The 17,391-nt window shown below is 35.4% G+C and carries 17 protein-coding genes; 3 read left to right on the forward strand and 14 right to left on the reverse strand.

Annotated features, from left to right (window positions below):
- Nucleotides 1-175 precede the first annotated feature (175 nt).
- The 5 genes from BN3326_RS03285 to BN3326_RS21865 form a co-directional block, all read right to left on the reverse strand.
- Entirely contained in the window at nucleotides 176-565 is a 390-nt protein-coding gene (locus BN3326_RS03285; protein WP_330389648.1) for a recombinase family protein, read from the reverse strand.
- Between the two features lie 224 nt (nucleotides 566-789).
- Entirely contained in the window at nucleotides 790-1,161 is a 372-nt protein-coding gene (locus BN3326_RS21605) for a recombinase family protein (RefSeq protein WP_141722830.1), read from the reverse strand.
- Between the two features lie 529 nt (nucleotides 1,162-1,690).
- Nucleotides 1,691-1,882, reverse strand: coding sequence for a YwbE family protein (locus tag BN3326_RS03295; RefSeq protein WP_069997675.1), 192 nt, complete (start codon nucleotides 1,880-1,882; stop codon nucleotides 1,691-1,693).
- 19 nt (nucleotides 1,883-1,901) lie between these two features.
- Nucleotides 1,902-2,462 carry a DUF1801 domain-containing protein gene (locus BN3326_RS22175; protein WP_207646302.1) on the reverse strand — a complete coding sequence of 187 codons (561 nt, stop codon included), beginning with the start codon at nucleotides 2,460-2,462 and terminating at the stop codon, nucleotides 1,902-1,904.
- 76 nt (nucleotides 2,463-2,538) lie between these two features.
- Complete coding sequence (locus tag BN3326_RS21865; RefSeq protein WP_069997676.1) at nucleotides 2,539-3,519, reverse strand: recombinase family protein; 981 nt, start codon at nucleotides 3,517-3,519, stop codon at nucleotides 2,539-2,541.
- Between the two features lie 287 nt (nucleotides 3,520-3,806).
- Between BN3326_RS21865 and BN3326_RS22180 the strand changes: the two genes are divergently transcribed.
- Nucleotides 3,807-4,124, forward strand: coding sequence for a hypothetical protein (locus tag BN3326_RS22180; RefSeq protein WP_141722831.1), 318 nt, complete (start codon nucleotides 3,807-3,809; stop codon nucleotides 4,122-4,124).
- A 273-nt stretch (nucleotides 4,125-4,397) separates the two neighbouring features.
- On the opposite strand, the gene rlmD is transcribed toward BN3326_RS22180, so the two are convergent.
- Together rlmD and BN3326_RS03315 are read right to left on the reverse strand one after the other, a co-directional pair.
- Entirely contained in the window at nucleotides 4,398-5,753 is a 1,356-nt protein-coding gene (gene rlmD / locus BN3326_RS03310; protein WP_069997677.1) for a 23S rRNA (uracil(1939)-C(5))-methyltransferase RlmD, read from the reverse strand.
- 14 nt (nucleotides 5,754-5,767) lie between these two features.
- Nucleotides 5,768-6,718: a 1-phosphofructokinase family hexose kinase gene (locus BN3326_RS03315; protein WP_069997678.1), complete on the reverse strand. Its 951-nt coding sequence runs from the start codon at nucleotides 6,716-6,718 to the stop codon at nucleotides 5,768-5,770.
- 191 nt (nucleotides 6,719-6,909) lie between these two features.
- Here BN3326_RS03315 and BN3326_RS03320 point away from each other — a divergent pair, with 191 nt between their 5' ends.
- The gene (locus tag BN3326_RS03320) at nucleotides 6,910-7,632 is read left to right on the forward strand and encodes a flagellar brake protein (protein WP_069997679.1); all 723 of its coding nucleotides are present in this window, start codon (nucleotides 6,910-6,912) and stop codon (nucleotides 7,630-7,632) included.
- A gap of 60 nt (nucleotides 7,633-7,692) precedes the next feature.
- Here the strand turns inward: BN3326_RS03320 and BN3326_RS03325 are convergent, their stop codons facing one another.
- The 6 genes from BN3326_RS03325 to yunB all read right to left on the reverse strand — a co-directional run bounded on the left by BN3326_RS03325 (nucleotide 7,693) and on the right by yunB (nucleotide 12,824).
- Nucleotides 7,693-8,421, reverse strand: a complete 729-nt coding sequence (locus BN3326_RS03325) for a YebC/PmpR family DNA-binding transcriptional regulator (RefSeq protein ID WP_069997680.1) — start codon at nucleotides 8,419-8,421, stop codon at nucleotides 7,693-7,695.
- Nucleotides 8,422-8,487: 66 nt separating this feature from the next.
- Nucleotides 8,488-9,132: a YigZ family protein gene (locus BN3326_RS03330; protein WP_069997681.1), complete on the reverse strand. Its 645-nt coding sequence runs from the start codon at nucleotides 9,130-9,132 to the stop codon at nucleotides 8,488-8,490.
- A 104-nt stretch (nucleotides 9,133-9,236) separates the two neighbouring features.
- Nucleotides 9,237-9,500, reverse strand: coding sequence for a DUF6514 family protein (locus BN3326_RS03335; RefSeq protein WP_069997682.1), 264 nt, complete (start codon nucleotides 9,498-9,500; stop codon nucleotides 9,237-9,239).
- Nucleotides 9,501-9,761: 261 nt separating this feature from the next.
- Nucleotides 9,762-11,015, reverse strand: a complete 1,254-nt coding sequence (hflX, locus tag BN3326_RS03340) for a GTPase HflX (protein ID WP_069997683.1) — start codon at nucleotides 11,013-11,015, stop codon at nucleotides 9,762-9,764.
- A 12-nt stretch (nucleotides 11,016-11,027) separates the two neighbouring features.
- Nucleotides 11,028-11,981, reverse strand: coding sequence for a PfkB family carbohydrate kinase (locus BN3326_RS03345; protein ID WP_069997684.1), 954 nt, complete (start codon nucleotides 11,979-11,981; stop codon nucleotides 11,028-11,030).
- Between the two features lie 120 nt (nucleotides 11,982-12,101).
- The gene (gene yunB, locus BN3326_RS03350) at nucleotides 12,102-12,824 is read right to left on the reverse strand and encodes a sporulation protein YunB (protein WP_069997685.1); all 723 of its coding nucleotides are present in this window, start codon (nucleotides 12,822-12,824) and stop codon (nucleotides 12,102-12,104) included.
- Nucleotides 12,825-13,127: 303 nt separating this feature from the next.
- On the opposite strand from yunB, the gene BN3326_RS03355 reads away from it, so the two are divergent.
- On the forward strand, nucleotides 13,128-15,767 hold the full coding sequence (locus tag BN3326_RS03355) for a transglycosylase domain-containing protein (RefSeq protein WP_069997686.1): 2,640 nt from the start codon (nucleotides 13,128-13,130) through the stop codon (nucleotides 15,765-15,767).
- A gap of 41 nt (nucleotides 15,768-15,808) precedes the next feature.
- Here the strand turns inward: BN3326_RS03355 and BN3326_RS03360 are convergent, their stop codons facing one another.
- On the reverse strand, nucleotides 15,809-17,323 hold the full coding sequence (locus BN3326_RS03360) for a VanW family protein (RefSeq protein WP_069997687.1): 1,515 nt from the start codon (nucleotides 17,321-17,323) through the stop codon (nucleotides 15,809-15,811).
- Nucleotides 17,324-17,391 lie beyond the last annotated feature (68 nt).

Consider the following 17,391-nt stretch of genomic DNA (forward strand, 5'->3'; position numbering starts at 1 on the left):
ACCCCATCAGAAATTGAATTTTTCTTCCCTTTTTGTTCACTTTGTGCAAACTGAAGAAACCTCTCAAAGTGCGTGAAACCAAGGGCTTCTACGTATCTCGCATGTGTAGTTCCACAATGGTCTCCACACGTAATAGTTAGTCTAAACCAATCCGCAAAATTGCACCCCCCCCTAGCTATTCATCCCCTTGATTTTTTTCTATCTTCTTTGCACTATAGTGCGTACCTTTCCTTTTAGCTTTGCCATTTACTAATTCAATATTACTCCTATGCTTCATCTCTTCTTGTACCTGCTTAAATACCCCAATATTAATAATAGGTTCGTGGGCGTCTTTCATTAAATATTGTTCCTGTGCTCCACGATTTACTTTTTGCTGGTTATTTGGGAATTGCCCAGTATATGTTTTTCCCAACATGACGTTTCCTATATATTTTTCATTGGTAAGCATGGTCTGAATAGCACGCTTGGACCACTTGTCTTTTCCTTGAGGAGATATTGTGTTGGTATCTGCTAATTCTTTTATAATCATATCCACACTATACCTTCTTAAATATAAATTAAAGATTTTCTTACCACTACCGCCTGTTCTTCATTAATAATTAATTTGCCTTCTTCATTCTGTTTGTAAGCAAAGCATTTCCGTGTATAGAGCTTTGAACGACCAGATTCAAATCCACGCTTTAATCCCCATTTGATTGCTGCACTTAATGACTCACTTTCTGCTTAGGAAATTGAGGTACGGACTGCTATAAGCAGATCTTCATTTGTTTCACTAGTTCTAATATTTTCCTATTCAAATACTATTTCAATGCCTAATGCTCTTAGCTTATTAACGGTCCCTAGTAAATCAACAGCATTTCTACTAAAGCGACTGATTGACTTGACCAAAATAATGTCAAAGAGATTCTCATAACAATCAAGAAGCATACATCTAAAACCTGGACGATGAGTGTTGCCACCAGAATCTTGATCCTCATAGACTTTAAACAAAGTCCAGTTGGGGTTGATTTTAACAATTTGTTGCAAGCCATACTTCTGTGCTTCTAAACTTTCTTCTTGTGAATAATGCGTTGTACTCACACGGCAGTAGATCGCTATTCTCTTATCAGCTCTTATCCTAGCTGGAATCAATCGTACATTGGGCCTTCTATTGTTTTCCATAATAAAACCTCACCACTTGAATTTTGACTACTTATCTTTTGAGTATTACCATCCAGATGGTAAGTAGTCAAAACCGGAGATTTTATCTTGAGATATCTCTAACTTATCCATTCAAGCAATCACTAAAACAAAAAAAGTTCTCAAGATTACTGGTCATAATACTCAACATATCATAACCTAAAACCTTAAAAACCCTTTATTTATCAGTGCTTCATGAACTTAACTATTGTTTTTTAAACAGTAAATATCCTTTGCCATATCCATACCTTTTCGCGTTGCCCTATACTTTTACGCAAAACTAATGACTTACGCGTAAAAGTACACCCCCTATTCGTTTGGGAATATATATCTGCTCTAGATATCTCTAAAAACACATTAAACCCCAGAACGAATAATCGCTCTAAGGCTTGATATTACTAGGTTTTATCTACTTAGCTTAACTACAGTCTCAACGTGTAATAGTTAGTCTAAAATTCAATCTTGCTAGTAGGCCTATTATTATCCTTCTGCCTGTCTTTTGACAAAGTTCTTATTTTATCTCATTTACTCTACCTACAATGCCACTTTCCAGCATTACTTTAATCCCATGGTGATGCTCAGGGGAGTTGGTAAGTATCTTTTTCACAATTCCTTCTGTCAATTTTCCAGTACGTTGATCTTGTTTTTGAACAACTAGAACTGACTGTCCTATTTTAATATTACTTCTCTTTGTTCCGTTCATTTTCCTCTCCTTGATGCTATTAATCACTTTCAACACAGCGTACTACTTGCCCACCACATTTTTCACATTTTCCTCTTAAAATAATACCATGTGGTGCATCATCATGAACGGTAAATCCTTCTTCTAAAGCAGTTACACCACACTTAGCACAGAATACGTTTAAACTGAGTACCTTTCTTCCATGTTCAGGAATAGCCTTCCACTTTTTTATTGCAGGCAAATCGGAAATGCTATCTTTTCTGATATCTCTGTGTATTTGTATAATTTCTTTTATAATATGCATCATTACATTAAGTGCATCTTGCTCTTGATATTTAATCCTTGCACAGCTCTTGCCCAGTGATGTAGATGGCATCTCTGCTTTAAACAATTCTAGAACACTTGCTTCATCTGTATAAAAAGAAAAATAATTCTTTTGTGCTGCAAAAGCAATATAGAAGTCATGTCCTTTATATGTTGGCATCTTGTAATCAAAGCACTCTTGTAATTGTGTTTCTTCTCTCATAAATAGTACAAGCTGCTCTATCCATTCTTTTTTGGTATTCTCAAACTGATTAATATAATCTTGTATTTTATCCATTGTAGCCCCTCTTATCTATCCTTAGCATTTACCTTATTGTACACTAAACTAAGTATAATTTGAACTGCTCAACCAGCTATTCATTTTGCCGTTTTATGTCCTTTGCGCTGTAATGGGTATCTTTCCTTTGAGCTTTTCCATTTACTACTTCAATATTACTCCTACGCCGGATCTCTTCTTGTACCTTTTCAAATATATCTTTAGTAACAATCGGACTATGTGCCTCTTTTGCTAGGAATCGATGTCTCTCTCCACGATTAATCTTTTGCTTATTATTTGGATATTCTCCTGTATAGGTTTTCCCTAAGCATACATTACCCATATACTTCTCATTGGTGAGCATGTTTTGGATCGTACGCTTCGACCACCTACCCTTTCCGCTAGGTGACTTAATACTATTCTCTGCTAATACCTTCATAATCATATCCACACTATAGCCTTTTAGATATAACTCATAAATGTATCTAACTACTGTGGCTTCTTCTTCATTGATAACGAGATCACCATATTCATCCTTGCAATACCCAAAGCATTTACTCCTGTATAATTCTGATGTGCCGCTTTTAACTCGCTTTTCAGTCCCCCACTTGATTGCTTCACTTAACGCCCTACCTTCTGCTTCTGCAATAGATAGGCGTATTGATAGGTGTAAGTCTTGTTCCGGATCCTGTGTTGAAATGTTTTCCTCTTCCATTTCCACTTGAATACCTAGCCTCTTGAACTCTCTAACTATTTCTATTGCTTCTTCTACATTCCTACTCAATCGGCTAGAAGACTTAACCAGCACAATATCAAAGAGACCATCATGTGCATCCCATCTCATCCTTTGGAATCCTACTCTAGCAGTGTTCTTGCCTGAAGCTGTATCTTCATACACCTTATACAACCTCCAACCTAAGGTGTTTTTTACACGTTGCTGTAGACCTTCCTTCTGCGCCTCTAAACTTTCTTCTTGTGAATGCTTGTTTGTGCTAACACGGCAGTAAATTGTAATCTTTTTATCCGTTCTTATTTTGGCTGGAATAATCCTAACCTTTGGTTCCTGGTTATTTTGCATGATAAAACCTCATCTTTCGTATTAGACTACTTATCTTTTAAGTATTACCATTCTACTAATACGTAGACAAAACAGATGCTGTTGTTTTCTTGTGGTGTAATAGACATGTCATACTACACAATGTAACTTCTCCCTATTTGTTCATTTCTTGTCTTGCTATTAATTCCCCCTAGAGCTAACATGTAGTACTACCCGAAAGGAGGTATTACCATGTATAATAGACCTGTATTAGGCGTATCAATTCACTGCCAATCTCCATACCGCATAAGATCTTTAAAAAACTATCTGTGTATATTAAAGAAATTCGCTCAAATTTTACAGCACCTCTTATATGCCTATACATTGGGGAAGCTAAGCCCTCAAGAGACATAATATGCATAAACGCACCACTGCACGAGACAAGTATAAGCACTACCCTATGTTTTATTGTAAAAGATGCAAACCAATTGGATAAGGCGCTGATTGCTTTGATCCAACTTGCCCACGATTACCTTAGTCAAATTGACGAACCTCCCAAGAAATGTGAGTTAAGTATTTTAGTGCCATACACTTTTGCTGAAGATTCTAATATGGTTTATCGTTTTGGATGGGAACTTAAATATTAGTATTTTAGACTACTTATCTATAGCATGATGATAAGTAGTCTAAATTTATGTTCAGGCTCCCCAAACGATTGAACTGCTTTTATCAAACCCTATATACATCAATGCTTTACATACCTTTTCGCAGTACCTTATACCTTTTGGCGTAAACCTTACATTACGCCAAATAGTGTACCCCCCTATCCTTTGGGAACATATAATTTTCCCCTAATTACTCCTAAAAACACATCAAGGCTTAGAACGTATAATCGCTCTAAGCCTTGGTGTTCAATGGGTTTATCTACTCAGCTTCACTACAGTCTCAACGTGTGGAGTCTGTGGAAACATATCTACACACATTAGTTTATCAATGGTATAACCTGCTGCTTTAAGAATCGGTAAGTCTCTGGCTAACGAGGTGGGTTTACATGAAATATAAAGAAGCTCTTTAGCATTAAAGTTGATGATCTTTTGTATAGCTTTAGGGTGAATGCCATCTCTTGGTGGATCAAGTACGATAATGTCAGGGGCGGCATTTAGTTTATCTACTTCTGTAAGGACATCGCCTGCTATAAATTCACAGTTTGTAAGTTGATTAAATGCTGCATTCTCTCTGGCCTTTTCTACAGCTTCTTCTACTATTTCGATACCATAGACTTTTTTGGCACGGGTAGCCATTATCTGCGTAATGGTTCCGGTACCACAGTATAAGTCAAATACCACTTTATTGTCCATATTTTGAATAAGATTAAGTGCATTTTTATACAGTACTTCTGCACCTTGTGTATTGGTTTGGAAGAATGAAAAAGGTGAGATTTTGAACTCTAGGCCTAAGATTTTTTCGGTAATGGTATCTGTACCATATACAAGGCTTGTGCTGTCTGGTTTAACAGCATCTGACAAGGTATCTGTAATAGTATGCAGAACGCCAGTTACAGTCCCTTGTAATTTCAAAGCCGAAAGCTCTTTGGCAAGTTCAGTAAAAGAAAAATCTTTTTGAGAAGAAGTTACAATATTTATAAGTATCTTCCCAAAGGTTTTAGATTTTCTAATGACTAAATAGCGCATAAAGCCTGTATGGATCAATTTTTTATAATAATCTAGGTGGTGTTTGACGCAATAATCCAGAGTATACTCAAGAATAGTTGTAAAATCTGGATCTACAAGCTTGCAGCCGCCTACTGTAATAATATCATAAGTACTGCTTTTTTTATGCATGCCAAGGGTCATAGGACCATCTTTAACGGCATCTCCAAAACTAAACTCCATCTTATTGCGGTACTCTGTTACCTCTGGACTTGCAAGGATGCCTAAATCTTCATATTCTGTAATACCAGCATCTTTTAAAAGTCTTGTAACTTGCTGATGCTTAAGATCAAGCTGCATAGTATAAGGCAGATGCTGTGTACTGCATCCACCACATGCACCAAAATAACTGCAGCATGGATCAGTTAAATAGTCAGGATGCTCCAGCACTTCCAGCAGTCGTGCTTCCCATTTTTGGTTCTTTTTTTTAATAATTCTCGCTTTAACCACCTGGCCTTTAAAGGTTCCTGTTACATAAATCGGCTCATTATTGATCAGCATAATGCCTTTGTTAGGAAATACAGCATCTTCTATGAGACCTTCAAGGATTTGATTTTTTTTAGGCATATTTAAACTCCTTTTTAATACGTAGTGAGTTCATTAACAACTACTTCGGAAATGTATTTATTGACTTCTGTAGGCTTGCAGTTACTTGTATCTTTAGCTACTACACAAGCTGCACCACAAGCAATCGCATATTTGATAGTTGTAATGAGGTCAAACTCTTCAAGTTTTCCTATAATAAGTGCAGCAACCATTGCGTCCCCTGCACCTACTGGATATTTTAGATCTACACCAACCTGTACAGCATTGGCATAGTAGTTTTTTTCTTGGTCGACAAACAGTGCGCCGTATTGCCCTAGAGAAATAAGAGCATTTTGTATTTGCGTCTCTCTTACTTTTTGTATGATATAAGGGAAATCTGCCTTGGTAAGCTTTCCCCAATATTCTTTGGGGATAAAATCCCGGTAACTTATTTTAATCATATCAGGTTTTGCATCTAGCGCCTTTAAAAGTGCTTCGCCATGAGCATCTAATATCACAGTGGCACCTTTCTTTTTTGCAATCTGAGTAAGCGTATAATAAATATTCTTTGGGACACCAGGCGGCGGTGTTCCAGTAAGCACAATAAGGTCTTCCGCATGGCACATAAGTGTAAAAGATTGTATAAATTTTTCGAGTACTTCTTCAGGTACAAATGGGCCTTTTTCGTTAATAGCAGTACACATACCGGTATCAGTATCTATTAGCTTCGTATTGATACGGGTATCTTGCAATAATTTAAAGAATTTAGTTTCTATGCCAAGTTTCATCAGCTTAGTGCGAAATTTATCTGTCCAGATACCTCCTACAAAGCCTGTTACAATACATTTGATTTCAAAATTGTTTAAAACTTTGGCAACATTAATACCTTTTCCCCCGATTTCATAATAGACTTCGTCTATGAGGTTAACACATCCTTCTTTGTAGTTGTTTACAAAAATGGTTTTATCCATAGCAGGATTAAGTGTAACACAAATTATTTTTTTCATTACCATAGCCTCTTTTAAAGTAAAGTTAATTTTCAAAGAATATTGTTACATATTACTAGCGTATTTGCAAGTAGTTTAGAAATATAATAAGATTACGGTTAAGAATTGAATGATAAGAGTTGAAAAAACAGGATTAATTAAAGTATAATATATTATGACGGAGCAAGATAGGATAGGAGGGTGGACTAGACTTGGGTATTGATGATGGATCTAAAAAAGATGAAAATGCTATTAATGAGAGTGTCGAGTTATATAAAAAGGTAATCCTCGATGATATTAATTTAAAACTTAGAGTGATTAATAAGGAAAAAACATATATTACAAAACTTATTGACTGGCCAGGAGAAAGATTTATTTTTGCCGCACCTTTAGATAAACTGGATTGGGTATTATTTGAAAAAGATAAGGTTGTTCAGATAGCTTTCGTAACAAGAACTGCTATATTTATTGCTAAAGTTCAAATCCTAAATCGATATAGAAAAAATGATATGTTATTTTATAGCGCGGTTTTACTAGAGCCGTTAGTTAAACAACAGCAAAGACAGTATTTCAGAGTAGATGTACTCCTAGAATCAAGTTTTAAATGCTTACCGGAAGAATGCAAAGACTGTGTTATTGAGGAAATTCCTTCAAATAAAGGAACAATCGTTAATATTAGTATAGGTGGACTATGCTTAGTCAGCACGCGTCAGCTTAATAAAGGTGAAAAAATCATTTTATACTTTAGATTTATGAACACATCGTTTGAGCTCTTAGGTGAAATCCTTTTTCAAGGCGAAAAAAACGCTGTTGGAAACTATATGCATCGGGTAAAATTTATAAAGTTGGAGAACAATATAAAAAATATGCTTAATAAGCTTATTTTTGAAAAACAAAGGCTTATAATGAGTAAAAATAAAGAAACTTTAACATAAAGATAGCTTTATCATAAAAATACCCCTACGAACGCTTACACGGTTCATAAGGGGGATTTTTTAATGTTCCCAGTTGTGATACACCTCTTGAACATCATCATCATCTTCAAGTAAATCCAACATTTTATTCATGCCTTTAATATCAGCATCACTTGTAAGCTGTGTATAGGTCTGAGGTATCATCGCTACTTCTGCCGATGCCATTTCAATGCCAGCAGCTTCTATTGCCGCGTAGACGTTGCTGAAGGCCTCAGGCGAGGTTGTAATCGTATAACCTTCTTCCTCGGATTCAAAGTCGTCAGCACCAGCTTCTATTGCTAGCATCATCAGTTCATCTTCTTCCATATCAACCGCTCCTCTTTCAATAACAATTTCGCCCTTTTTATCAAACATGAAAGATACACAGCCTAAGGTCCCCATGTTGCCATTACCTTTGGTAAAAGCTGAGCGGACGTTGCCTGCTGTACGGTTTTTATTATCTGTAAGTGTTTCTACAATAACAGCTACTCCACTTGGGCCATAGCCTTCATAAGTAATATATTCATAATTAACAGAGCTATCTTCTCCAGCAGCTTTTTTGATACTGCGAGTGATGGTGTCATTCGGCATATTATTAGCCTTAGCCTTTGCAATTACATCACGAAGCTTGCCATTAACTGCGAGATCAGCTCCCCCTTCTTTAACTGCAACGGCTATTTCACGCCCAATCTTTGTAAAAGCCTTTCCTTTTTGAGCATCATTTTTAGCTTTTCTGTGTTTTATATTAGCAAACTTTGAATGTCCTGACATATTCAAATAATCCTCCTTAGTAGGTATATCTTTTAATCTATTTATTTTAACATAAATAACCAGCCTTTAGCAATAATGCGGCAGAGGTATAGTTATTAGCGTATACTCCCCTTCCTGTACTAGAATTTCAGCATTAGTAGTATCTATAATCCAATTATAAAAAAAGTCTTCTTGTCCCATTAAAACTTCAACTTCAAAGGTAACTGCTTCTAGATAAGTTGTATGCCTTATCGTATACCCTTTATCATTTAAAAGATATTGAACTTTACCTGATAATGAATAGGCTGCTTCTAAATAAAAGATTTTAACATGTCTTTTTTCTGCAATTCCCGCAGCATAGAGACCTTCTTTGGCAGCTCGGCCATAAGCTCTTACTAACCCACCTGTTCCAAGCAACGTACCGCCAAAATACCTTGTTACACAAATCAATGTATTTGTAATCGCTTCACCCTTTAAAACATCTAAAATAGGCTTGCCAGCAGTACCTTGAGGCTCGCCATCATCACTGCATTTTTGGATTTCGCTTTGTTCGCCTATTTGGTAGGCAAAGCAGTTATGAGATGCATTATAATATTTTTTTCTTAACTCTCCTAGGATCTGATCTGCCTCCTCAACCGAAGTTACGGGACATACTGTAGCAATAAATCGAGATTTTTTTTCGAAAATCTCAATCACATTTTCATGACTGATCGTTTTGTATCCATTCAACATAATATCACCTATATTTTTTAATTGCTTTTATACTAACACACAGCATTATAAAATGGCAATAAACTAAAAAACTGCTAAGTTAAAAAACTTAGCAGTTAAGTTGGCTAAACGGCAAACTGTTCCATGCTCACATAGTCATCTAGTATTTCTATAAAAGTAACAAGGGTAACACAACCTTTGTAGAGTAACCTCGCTAATCGATCAGCAGATTCATAATTTGATGTAAAATATTCACTTGCACTTAATAGCTTACTATCATACTCTTCTATGATTTCTATGCCATAAAGGTCATTTTTCTTTAATATATAATAGCACCTATTAACACCGTTGATTTGGTTTTTCCCGATATATTGTTTCTCTACTAACATTGCATTCCCTCCAAGTCTTAATTAAATCTATTAGGATAAAGATTCTCTATGTCAAATTATATAGTAAATTTGAATAATTTAACAGAAAAAGATATCGCATAATTAATTGAATTATTACTACTTTCTACAAATAATATACCTATTTATAGACTACATTTATAATAAAAGAGGAAATACGTAAGATTTAGTGCGCATTATATATAAATTTGCGATATTTATTTTGGACTAATGTGCACTTTGAAGGATTTTCGCCATATTATGCTATTTTTTATAGGGCGTAATTTTATAATATCTTTCTTTAGGCAGATAACCTTTCAGTTCTATTTCTTCGTTACAATACGCTTCCTGTATGCGTTCACCGTAATTATGACAGAATGTTACAATGTCCTGTCTATCATAAGGAATACCTATATGAAACGGCATCATGTTTTCATAGATAATTTCTTCGAGCAAGGTAAGCAGCTGATCGCAATGAATGTGGTGTTTAGCTGAGATCTCCAGTTCGTAATCAGCAGTTTCATCTTTTGGATACGTCTCGCCTGCCTGATCTATCTTATTATAAACAGCGATAATAGGAATATCTTTAATAGCAAGTTTTTCTAGTGTTTCATAAACTACTTTCTGATGTGTCATAATATGCGGAGAACTTATATCCATTACATGTAATATAATATCCGCATACTTTGCTTCTTCTAAGGTAGAGTAAAAAGCTTTAACAAGGTGATGAGGGAGCTTACGTATAAAACCAACCGTATCAGTGAGCAGAATTTCTGAGCCGCTTGGCAGTACTACTGCACGGGTGGTTGGATCAAGGGTCGCAAAAAGTTGGTTTTTTACATAGACATCGCTTCCGCTGAGCGCATTAAGCAGCGTCGACTTCCCGGCATTGGTATAGCCTACTATAGCGACAATAGGAGTATTTGTTTTATCTCTGCGGGAACGGATAAGATGCCTATGTTTTTCCACTTCTAGAAGCTCTGCTTTTAGGATTTCCATACGTGTTTTAATGTGTCGTTTATCTAACTCTAATTTTTTTTCGCCTGGGCCCTTACTGCCTATGCCTCCACCCTGTCTAGAGAGCATTTCTCCAAAACCCGTAAGACGAGAATACTGGTATTTAAGCTGAGCCATTTCAACTTGAATTTTCCCCTCTTTAGATAGGGCTCTTCCAGCAAAGATATCCAGAATAATCATTGTTCTGTCTAATACTTTTAGTGTCATTAGCTCAGATAAGTTGCGCATCTGAACAGGAGATAATTCATCATCAAATACTAATCCCGTTGCTTCATTTGAAAGAGCGATTTCCTTAATTTCTTCAGCCTTGCCCGTTCCAACGTAAAAAGCTGAATTGATATGGTCAACTCTTTGAAGAATTTTAGTGATAACAATACCACCGGCAGTCTCTACTAATTCTTCAAGTTCATCTAAACTTTCCCATGCATCTCTTTCATCATATTGTTTTTTTTGAGCCGAAACGAGTATTAAGCGTTCTTGTTTTTTTTCAATCTGATCCATATTAGTCCTTTCTTAAAACAAAGATGTGCTAATTTCTTTGATTTTAACTTTTTTTGAGAGTAACTCTATATCTTTTCTTGAGCATATAGGTTTATTGACATCACAGTTAGCCGCTAGAGCAGCGGCTAAGCACATTTTAGAGAATTTCTCCTGCTCATATTTACGGTTGATACCTAAAGCAAAAGTGCCAAGAAATGCGCCACTTGAAGCAGAATTACTTATTATTTTATTAAGAGACATGGGCGGTTCAATAAGGCAAAATTTATTTTTAGAGAGCATGAGAGCCCCCTGCTCTTTGAGATAAACAGCTATATAATGTACCCCTTGCTTTAAATAAGGAATAAGTGCTTTAATAATTGCTTCTTTAGAGTCAGTAGCTATTTCGAGCTGATTTAATTGTTCCTCAGTAAACATAAGTGCATAAGGGGTCTCTTCTAATGCATGGATTAAAACATCCTTTTGACCAGTACACACTATCGTTTTAATATTATGCAATTTTGCTTCTTTTATCCACTCTCTAAAGAGCGTAGGCGTAGTGCCAGGTGGGATATAACCGCTTAATAATAAAGTGGATACTTTTTTTATATGTGCTTTTAACTTCTGACTAAGTTTAATAATTTCTTTATCAAAAGGATAGGTCTCATCCCGTTTAAGTAAATAATAAGTATTTGTATCTCCAAGTAATATTCTCATTTTATGAGGGGTCTCAGTATCTGTCCAGATAATATCTGTTTTAATACGGGATTTATCTAGATAATGCTTGATATATTTTCCGGCAAATCCACCTAACATACTAAGCAGAATAGGCTCATCTTGAAGCAGTTTAATGATTTGAGCACTGTGAATGCCTTTGGAAAGAATATTTAGAGAAACTTCTTTTGAGTTAATAGCACAATTAGGTTCTAAAAAATCTACATCATATATGTACTCTACCGAAGGAAACGGCGCAATGGTTATAATCATCATATCACCAACCTTTTAAAATATAAAGCGACTGCTTATATATAGTTATAGCACATTTTTTTATAAAATATCCAATAGTTTTTAGATAAGCAGTAAAAAGGCCGCCAAGTATACCATTAAACATTAATTCGCAGGATATGAGTCAGAAGGAATCACCTCAAGAATATCTTTCTCTGGAATATTAACGTAATTTGGAGGAACATCTCCAGAGATAACTTTATCAATAAGAACTACACGTCTTTTAACAATTACTTGATCTGAAAATAACGGTACGACAACTTGTACAGTTGCTTCAACATCCAGCCATACAGTATGATTAACTTGATTGATACCTGTTGAGCGGATACTATTATCATAATTAACACGTACTGTTCCAATAGGAAGTACATCAACGCTTATTTCAGGTCCTATATTTGCAAAAAGTCTGCTGCCAGTAAGGTTACCAAGAGGGATTTTGAACTTAACTACTCCAATAGTTTGCAGCTCATCCATGGTATTATCTACAATACTTGCACATAAGTTGTTGATCATAATGGAGTTAACATTCCATGATACAAGTTCACCTGAATCGTTATAATCATAGCTCATTAAATCCTGCATTGTGGTTTGATTCGTTATAAGAGATTGGGTAATACCCTGATTGATAGCTTTCGTTGCTACAGAGTTTGCTTGAATTTTAGCCATAGCAAGAACAGTGGGAATAATTTGTCTATCTAACTGGATATAAGTTCCCAAAATTATGGCAATAATAATAATAATAGAAATAACCCCCTGTATCTTGTTGGGAGAATGATGGGGTCGTCTATGTTTATAAGCGTTTTTGTTCTTATAGATTATTTCAGGCATAGTAGCCTCCTAAACAGTGCTTTGTACAAATTATATTCATACTACCTTGTACAAATGCTATAATTAAATGGGTTTATTATATATTTCTGATTTCATTTGATATATAATATAGAAAAACAACATATAAGCACCAGTTATTCATTACTATAATGTTGATTCTCAGAATGAGTTCACATCACATATTGCTATGAATACCTAAAATTTAAAGATGTGAAATCTATGGATAGGCTGCTACTATTTAAATTATACTTTGCTCATAGTCAATATATTTGATATAATACGTTATTGAGGAGGATGGAGCATATGAATTACTCAAAAGAATCCAGAGTTAAATCAGAGAAACAAAATAATGATACTAATAAGAAAATACGAAAGAAAAGTAAAATAGTTATCTTTAGATTAGTATTTATGGCATGCATTATCAGTTTATTTGCTGTAGTAGGTGGGGGCTTAGGTATTTTTATAGGCATTATTAAAAGTACCCCTGATGTATCACAGCTTGATCTTAAGCCAACGACTAACTATACATCGTTTGTATTTGACGCTAATGGTAAACAAATAGATAGTTTTTCAGGAGCAGAGAACAGAATTTATGTAACATTAGATAATATCCCTGCGTATTTGCAGCAAGCTTTTGTTGCACTCGAAGATGAGCGATTTTATGAGCATAATGGGATAGACATCAGAGGTATTTTCAGAGCCATTTTTACTAATTTAAAAAGCGGCGGACTTAGCGAGGGTGCCAGTACAATTACGCAGCAGCTTATCAAAAATAATATTTTAACTTCAGAAAAAAAATTCACCAGAAAAATTCAAGAGCAGTATCTTGCTATAGAATTTGAAAAGCTTTACAGTAAGGATCTGATACTAGAATATTACTTAAACACGATTGCTTTAGGTCATGGGGTAAATGGTGTACAGGCAGCATCTAATCGCTATTTTAATAAAGATGTGAATGACTTAACGTTAGCCGAAAGTGTTGTAATAGCTGTTATTACTCAAGCGCCTACCCGGTTTAGCCCTATTTTAAACCCTGAAAATAATAAAGAAAAAGTTCAAATAGCTTTAACTAAGATGGCTGATCAAGGTTATATAACTGAAGCACAGATGCAGCAAGCTTTAAAAGATGATCCTTATCTAAATATTCAAAAGGTACATCAAGAATTTGTTGAAAAATCTAGCCGTAGTTATTTTGTAGATGCTGTGATGCAGGAAGTTATTAATGATCTTCAATCTCAAAAGGGCATGACATCTACTAAAGCTAACAATCTTATTTACGGCGGAGGTCTTCAGATCTATACAACACTTGATCCGCATATACAAGAAGTTGTAGATAAATATGTTGATGATGAATCATTATATCCTAAAGAAGCTTATGAACTTAAATTAAGCTATAGTGTTAATGTCAAAAAAGCAGATGGTAATGTCGTTAAGTTAGGCGGAGACGGTATTGTAAAAAGTGAGGCAGATATTGAGAGCTTTAAACAAGCCAAACTTGCAGATTGGGGTATTACTGCTCGAGATAAAATTGAAAAAGAAACTCTTCTTAAGATGCCTCAGCCTCAAACTGCTTTTGTCGTTACAGATTATCGTACCGGTCAAGTTAAAGCTTTAGCAGGAGGTCGTGGAGATAAACAAGACAGAGGTTTTAACCATGCAACACAAGCTAAAAGACAACCTGGATCAACATTTAAAATACTCGCAGCCTATGCCCCAGCAATAGACACAGGTAAACTTTCACCAGGGTCTGTTTTAATAGATGAACAGTTGACACTTAAATTGGACACGGGTGCAACTTGGTCTCCTAAGAACTGGAATGGAAAATTTGAAGGGCCTACTTCTGTTAGAAGAGCTATTTATAACTCTATGAATGTATTGGCTGTAAAAACACTCCAACTTGTAGGACTTGATACAGCGTATGATTATTTATTGAATTTTGGCTTTACAACACTCTCCCCTACTGATAAAGTATATTCCTTACCTTTAGGTGGTCTTACTCAAGGGGTAACCTCTTTAGAACTTAATGCGGCTTATGGCGCAGTAGCTAACGATGGTATTTATATTAAGTCTATTCTTTATACAAAAGTGTTAGATAAAGATGGCAATATATTGCTTGATAATTCTGCTGAGGCTACTCTGCTAAAGTCTCATCCTGTTATCAAAGAATCTACAGCACATATGTTAACAGACATGATGCAGGAAGTTATTACAGCTGGAACTGGCGGAAAACTTAGAAGTACATTTAAAAGTATGCCGATAGCTGGAAAAACTGGAACAACATCGGATGATAAAGACTTACTGTTTTCAGGATATACACCCTATTATGCAGCAACGATATGGACTGGGCACGATACGCCTAAAAAACTTAGATATGGATCTACTGGAAGCTATCATTTAGATATATGGGGCAAAATTATGAATGAAATCCATGAAGGGCTGCCTTATAAAGCTTTCCCTAAAGTGAGTACATCTAATAGTGGTGTTTCAGAAATACAGATTTGTACTTTATCCGGAAAATTAGCAACTGACTTATGTAGGGCAGATCCAGATCATGTTGTTAAAACAGAATTTTTTAACAGTCAAACTGCTCCTAAAGAAGTATGTGATATACATGTGCAGGTTGATATTTGTACAATATCGAATAAGATTGCATCAGAATTTTGTCCAATAGAAAGTATCCTCAAAAAGACAGTAACCCGTGATTCCAGTGGTAATATCAGTGGTATTGCGAGTGGCGTATGTGACCTTCATGGGCCACAAGAAACACCTGGTGATGACTGGCCATGGCCAACAATACCACCAAATAATCCAAGTGACCCTAATACACCGCCAACTGATCCAACCCCTCCACCAAACACAGAGCCTACGCCACCACCCGTTGTAGATCCTTCTCCAACACCTGGGCCGGATGATCAGGATAATTTCTTTATTCCACAAAATTAAAATATGACACTAAAAAAGCTTGAGCTGCAGCTCAAGCTTTTTTAGTGTATAATCTCTTCAAAGAGATTAAGAAGGGTCGAGTCATTAATAATAGGATCTTGTGAAGGCGGTTCTATCGGTGTAAGCGGCTGATTTTCACTTGACTCATTAGTATGAGGCAGCTCGGGGTTATCCGGATTAAACACTGGTGTGTCAATTCTTGTGCCCACCCTAATTGTTGCACCACGCGGTCTATAATAACTATTATTAACAAGTTCCTTTTTTACAAGTGTATTCTCTTTATAATATAATTTATAAAGTTTAACTTTTTTGCCGGATAAGGCTTTTAATTCCTCAACTTTTGTCCCTTGCGCTAACTCCGGATCTTCAATATACTTTGGAGCTGGCGGGTTAATTACTTCTGTGGTAACTGAATCAAATTTAATTTCATATTCAGATTTAACAGAAGGATGAGCAAATAAATTCACATAGACTTTATTATTTTCACAATAACTTTCTATAAACAATGGATAGTCCGTAGTATTTTTAAATTTAAAATCTATGGCATTTGTGGCATAAGTTGCATCACGCCCCAGGGGCACATAAGCTACTGGGAGGGAATGATTCTGCCTCATTGTAATATCAAGGTTAGTAAGCAGTAAGGAATTGTAGAGAGTTGATGCAATTTGACATATACCCCCACCTATCCCATCTTCTAATCTACCATTAACAATTACCTTAGAAGCCCTATATCCTGAATTATAATTAATAGGCTCTAGTTGTTTTGCAAGTGAAAAAACTTCTCCTGGCAATAACATAGTATTAATCTTATGGGCTGCAACAGCTAGATTAGTATTACGGTTTGCATCAGCGTTATTAAAAGAGGTGGTGAAACTTGCAACGATACTTTGGATGTCTTTAAAAGACTCACTTGTATACTTTGCAGGGATTTTATTGACTTCAGCCTCAATCTTAATATCGGCTTCAGGTTCAGAATCCAGTACGGTAAATATTTTCTCTACTGTAGCAACTAAATCTAATTCTTGTCCTTCTAACTCGGGTGTAACAATAAATTGCCTGTCTTTTCTCTCAATGGTAGCGTCTATAGGTGCTATATGAAATTTAGAACTATAAGCTTCTACTGTCTGATGAATTTTCTCTTTATCATAAATATGTTTTAGATCAAATACAGTATCTTTTTGAGGTGGATTTTTCATATAGCGGTATTTTTCAAACAAGTTCCCTTGATGGCCAACTGCATACGCTTGGTCTAATACTTCTTCCATATTATATTCAGAGCCTAAATTGCTAAAAGGGATTTTATAAGAAATATCTCCTTTATATATAACTAAATTTTTGTTTTCAGTTTGTTTATTTAAGCTATCTTGTATTTTTTGATAGGCTTCCATCCGAGTAAGTCCACTTATATTTGTTTCATTAATTAATACGCGCTCAGCAAATACTTTATCAAACTCAGAAACTTTTGTGTATATGTAAGTAATGGCACCGATCGAAAGGCCACTAATGATTACAATAACAATAAGCATAGTCCATTTGAAAGTACGATTGATACTCATATCAACTCCTCCTAGTCGTCAAAATAGTAATAATTAAGTGTTCCATTTCATCGTTAATTGTATGGTAG

The organism is Cellulosilyticum sp. I15G10I2 (assembly GCF_900095725.1).
Lineage (GTDB): Bacteria > Bacillota > Clostridia > Lachnospirales > Cellulosilyticaceae > FMMP01.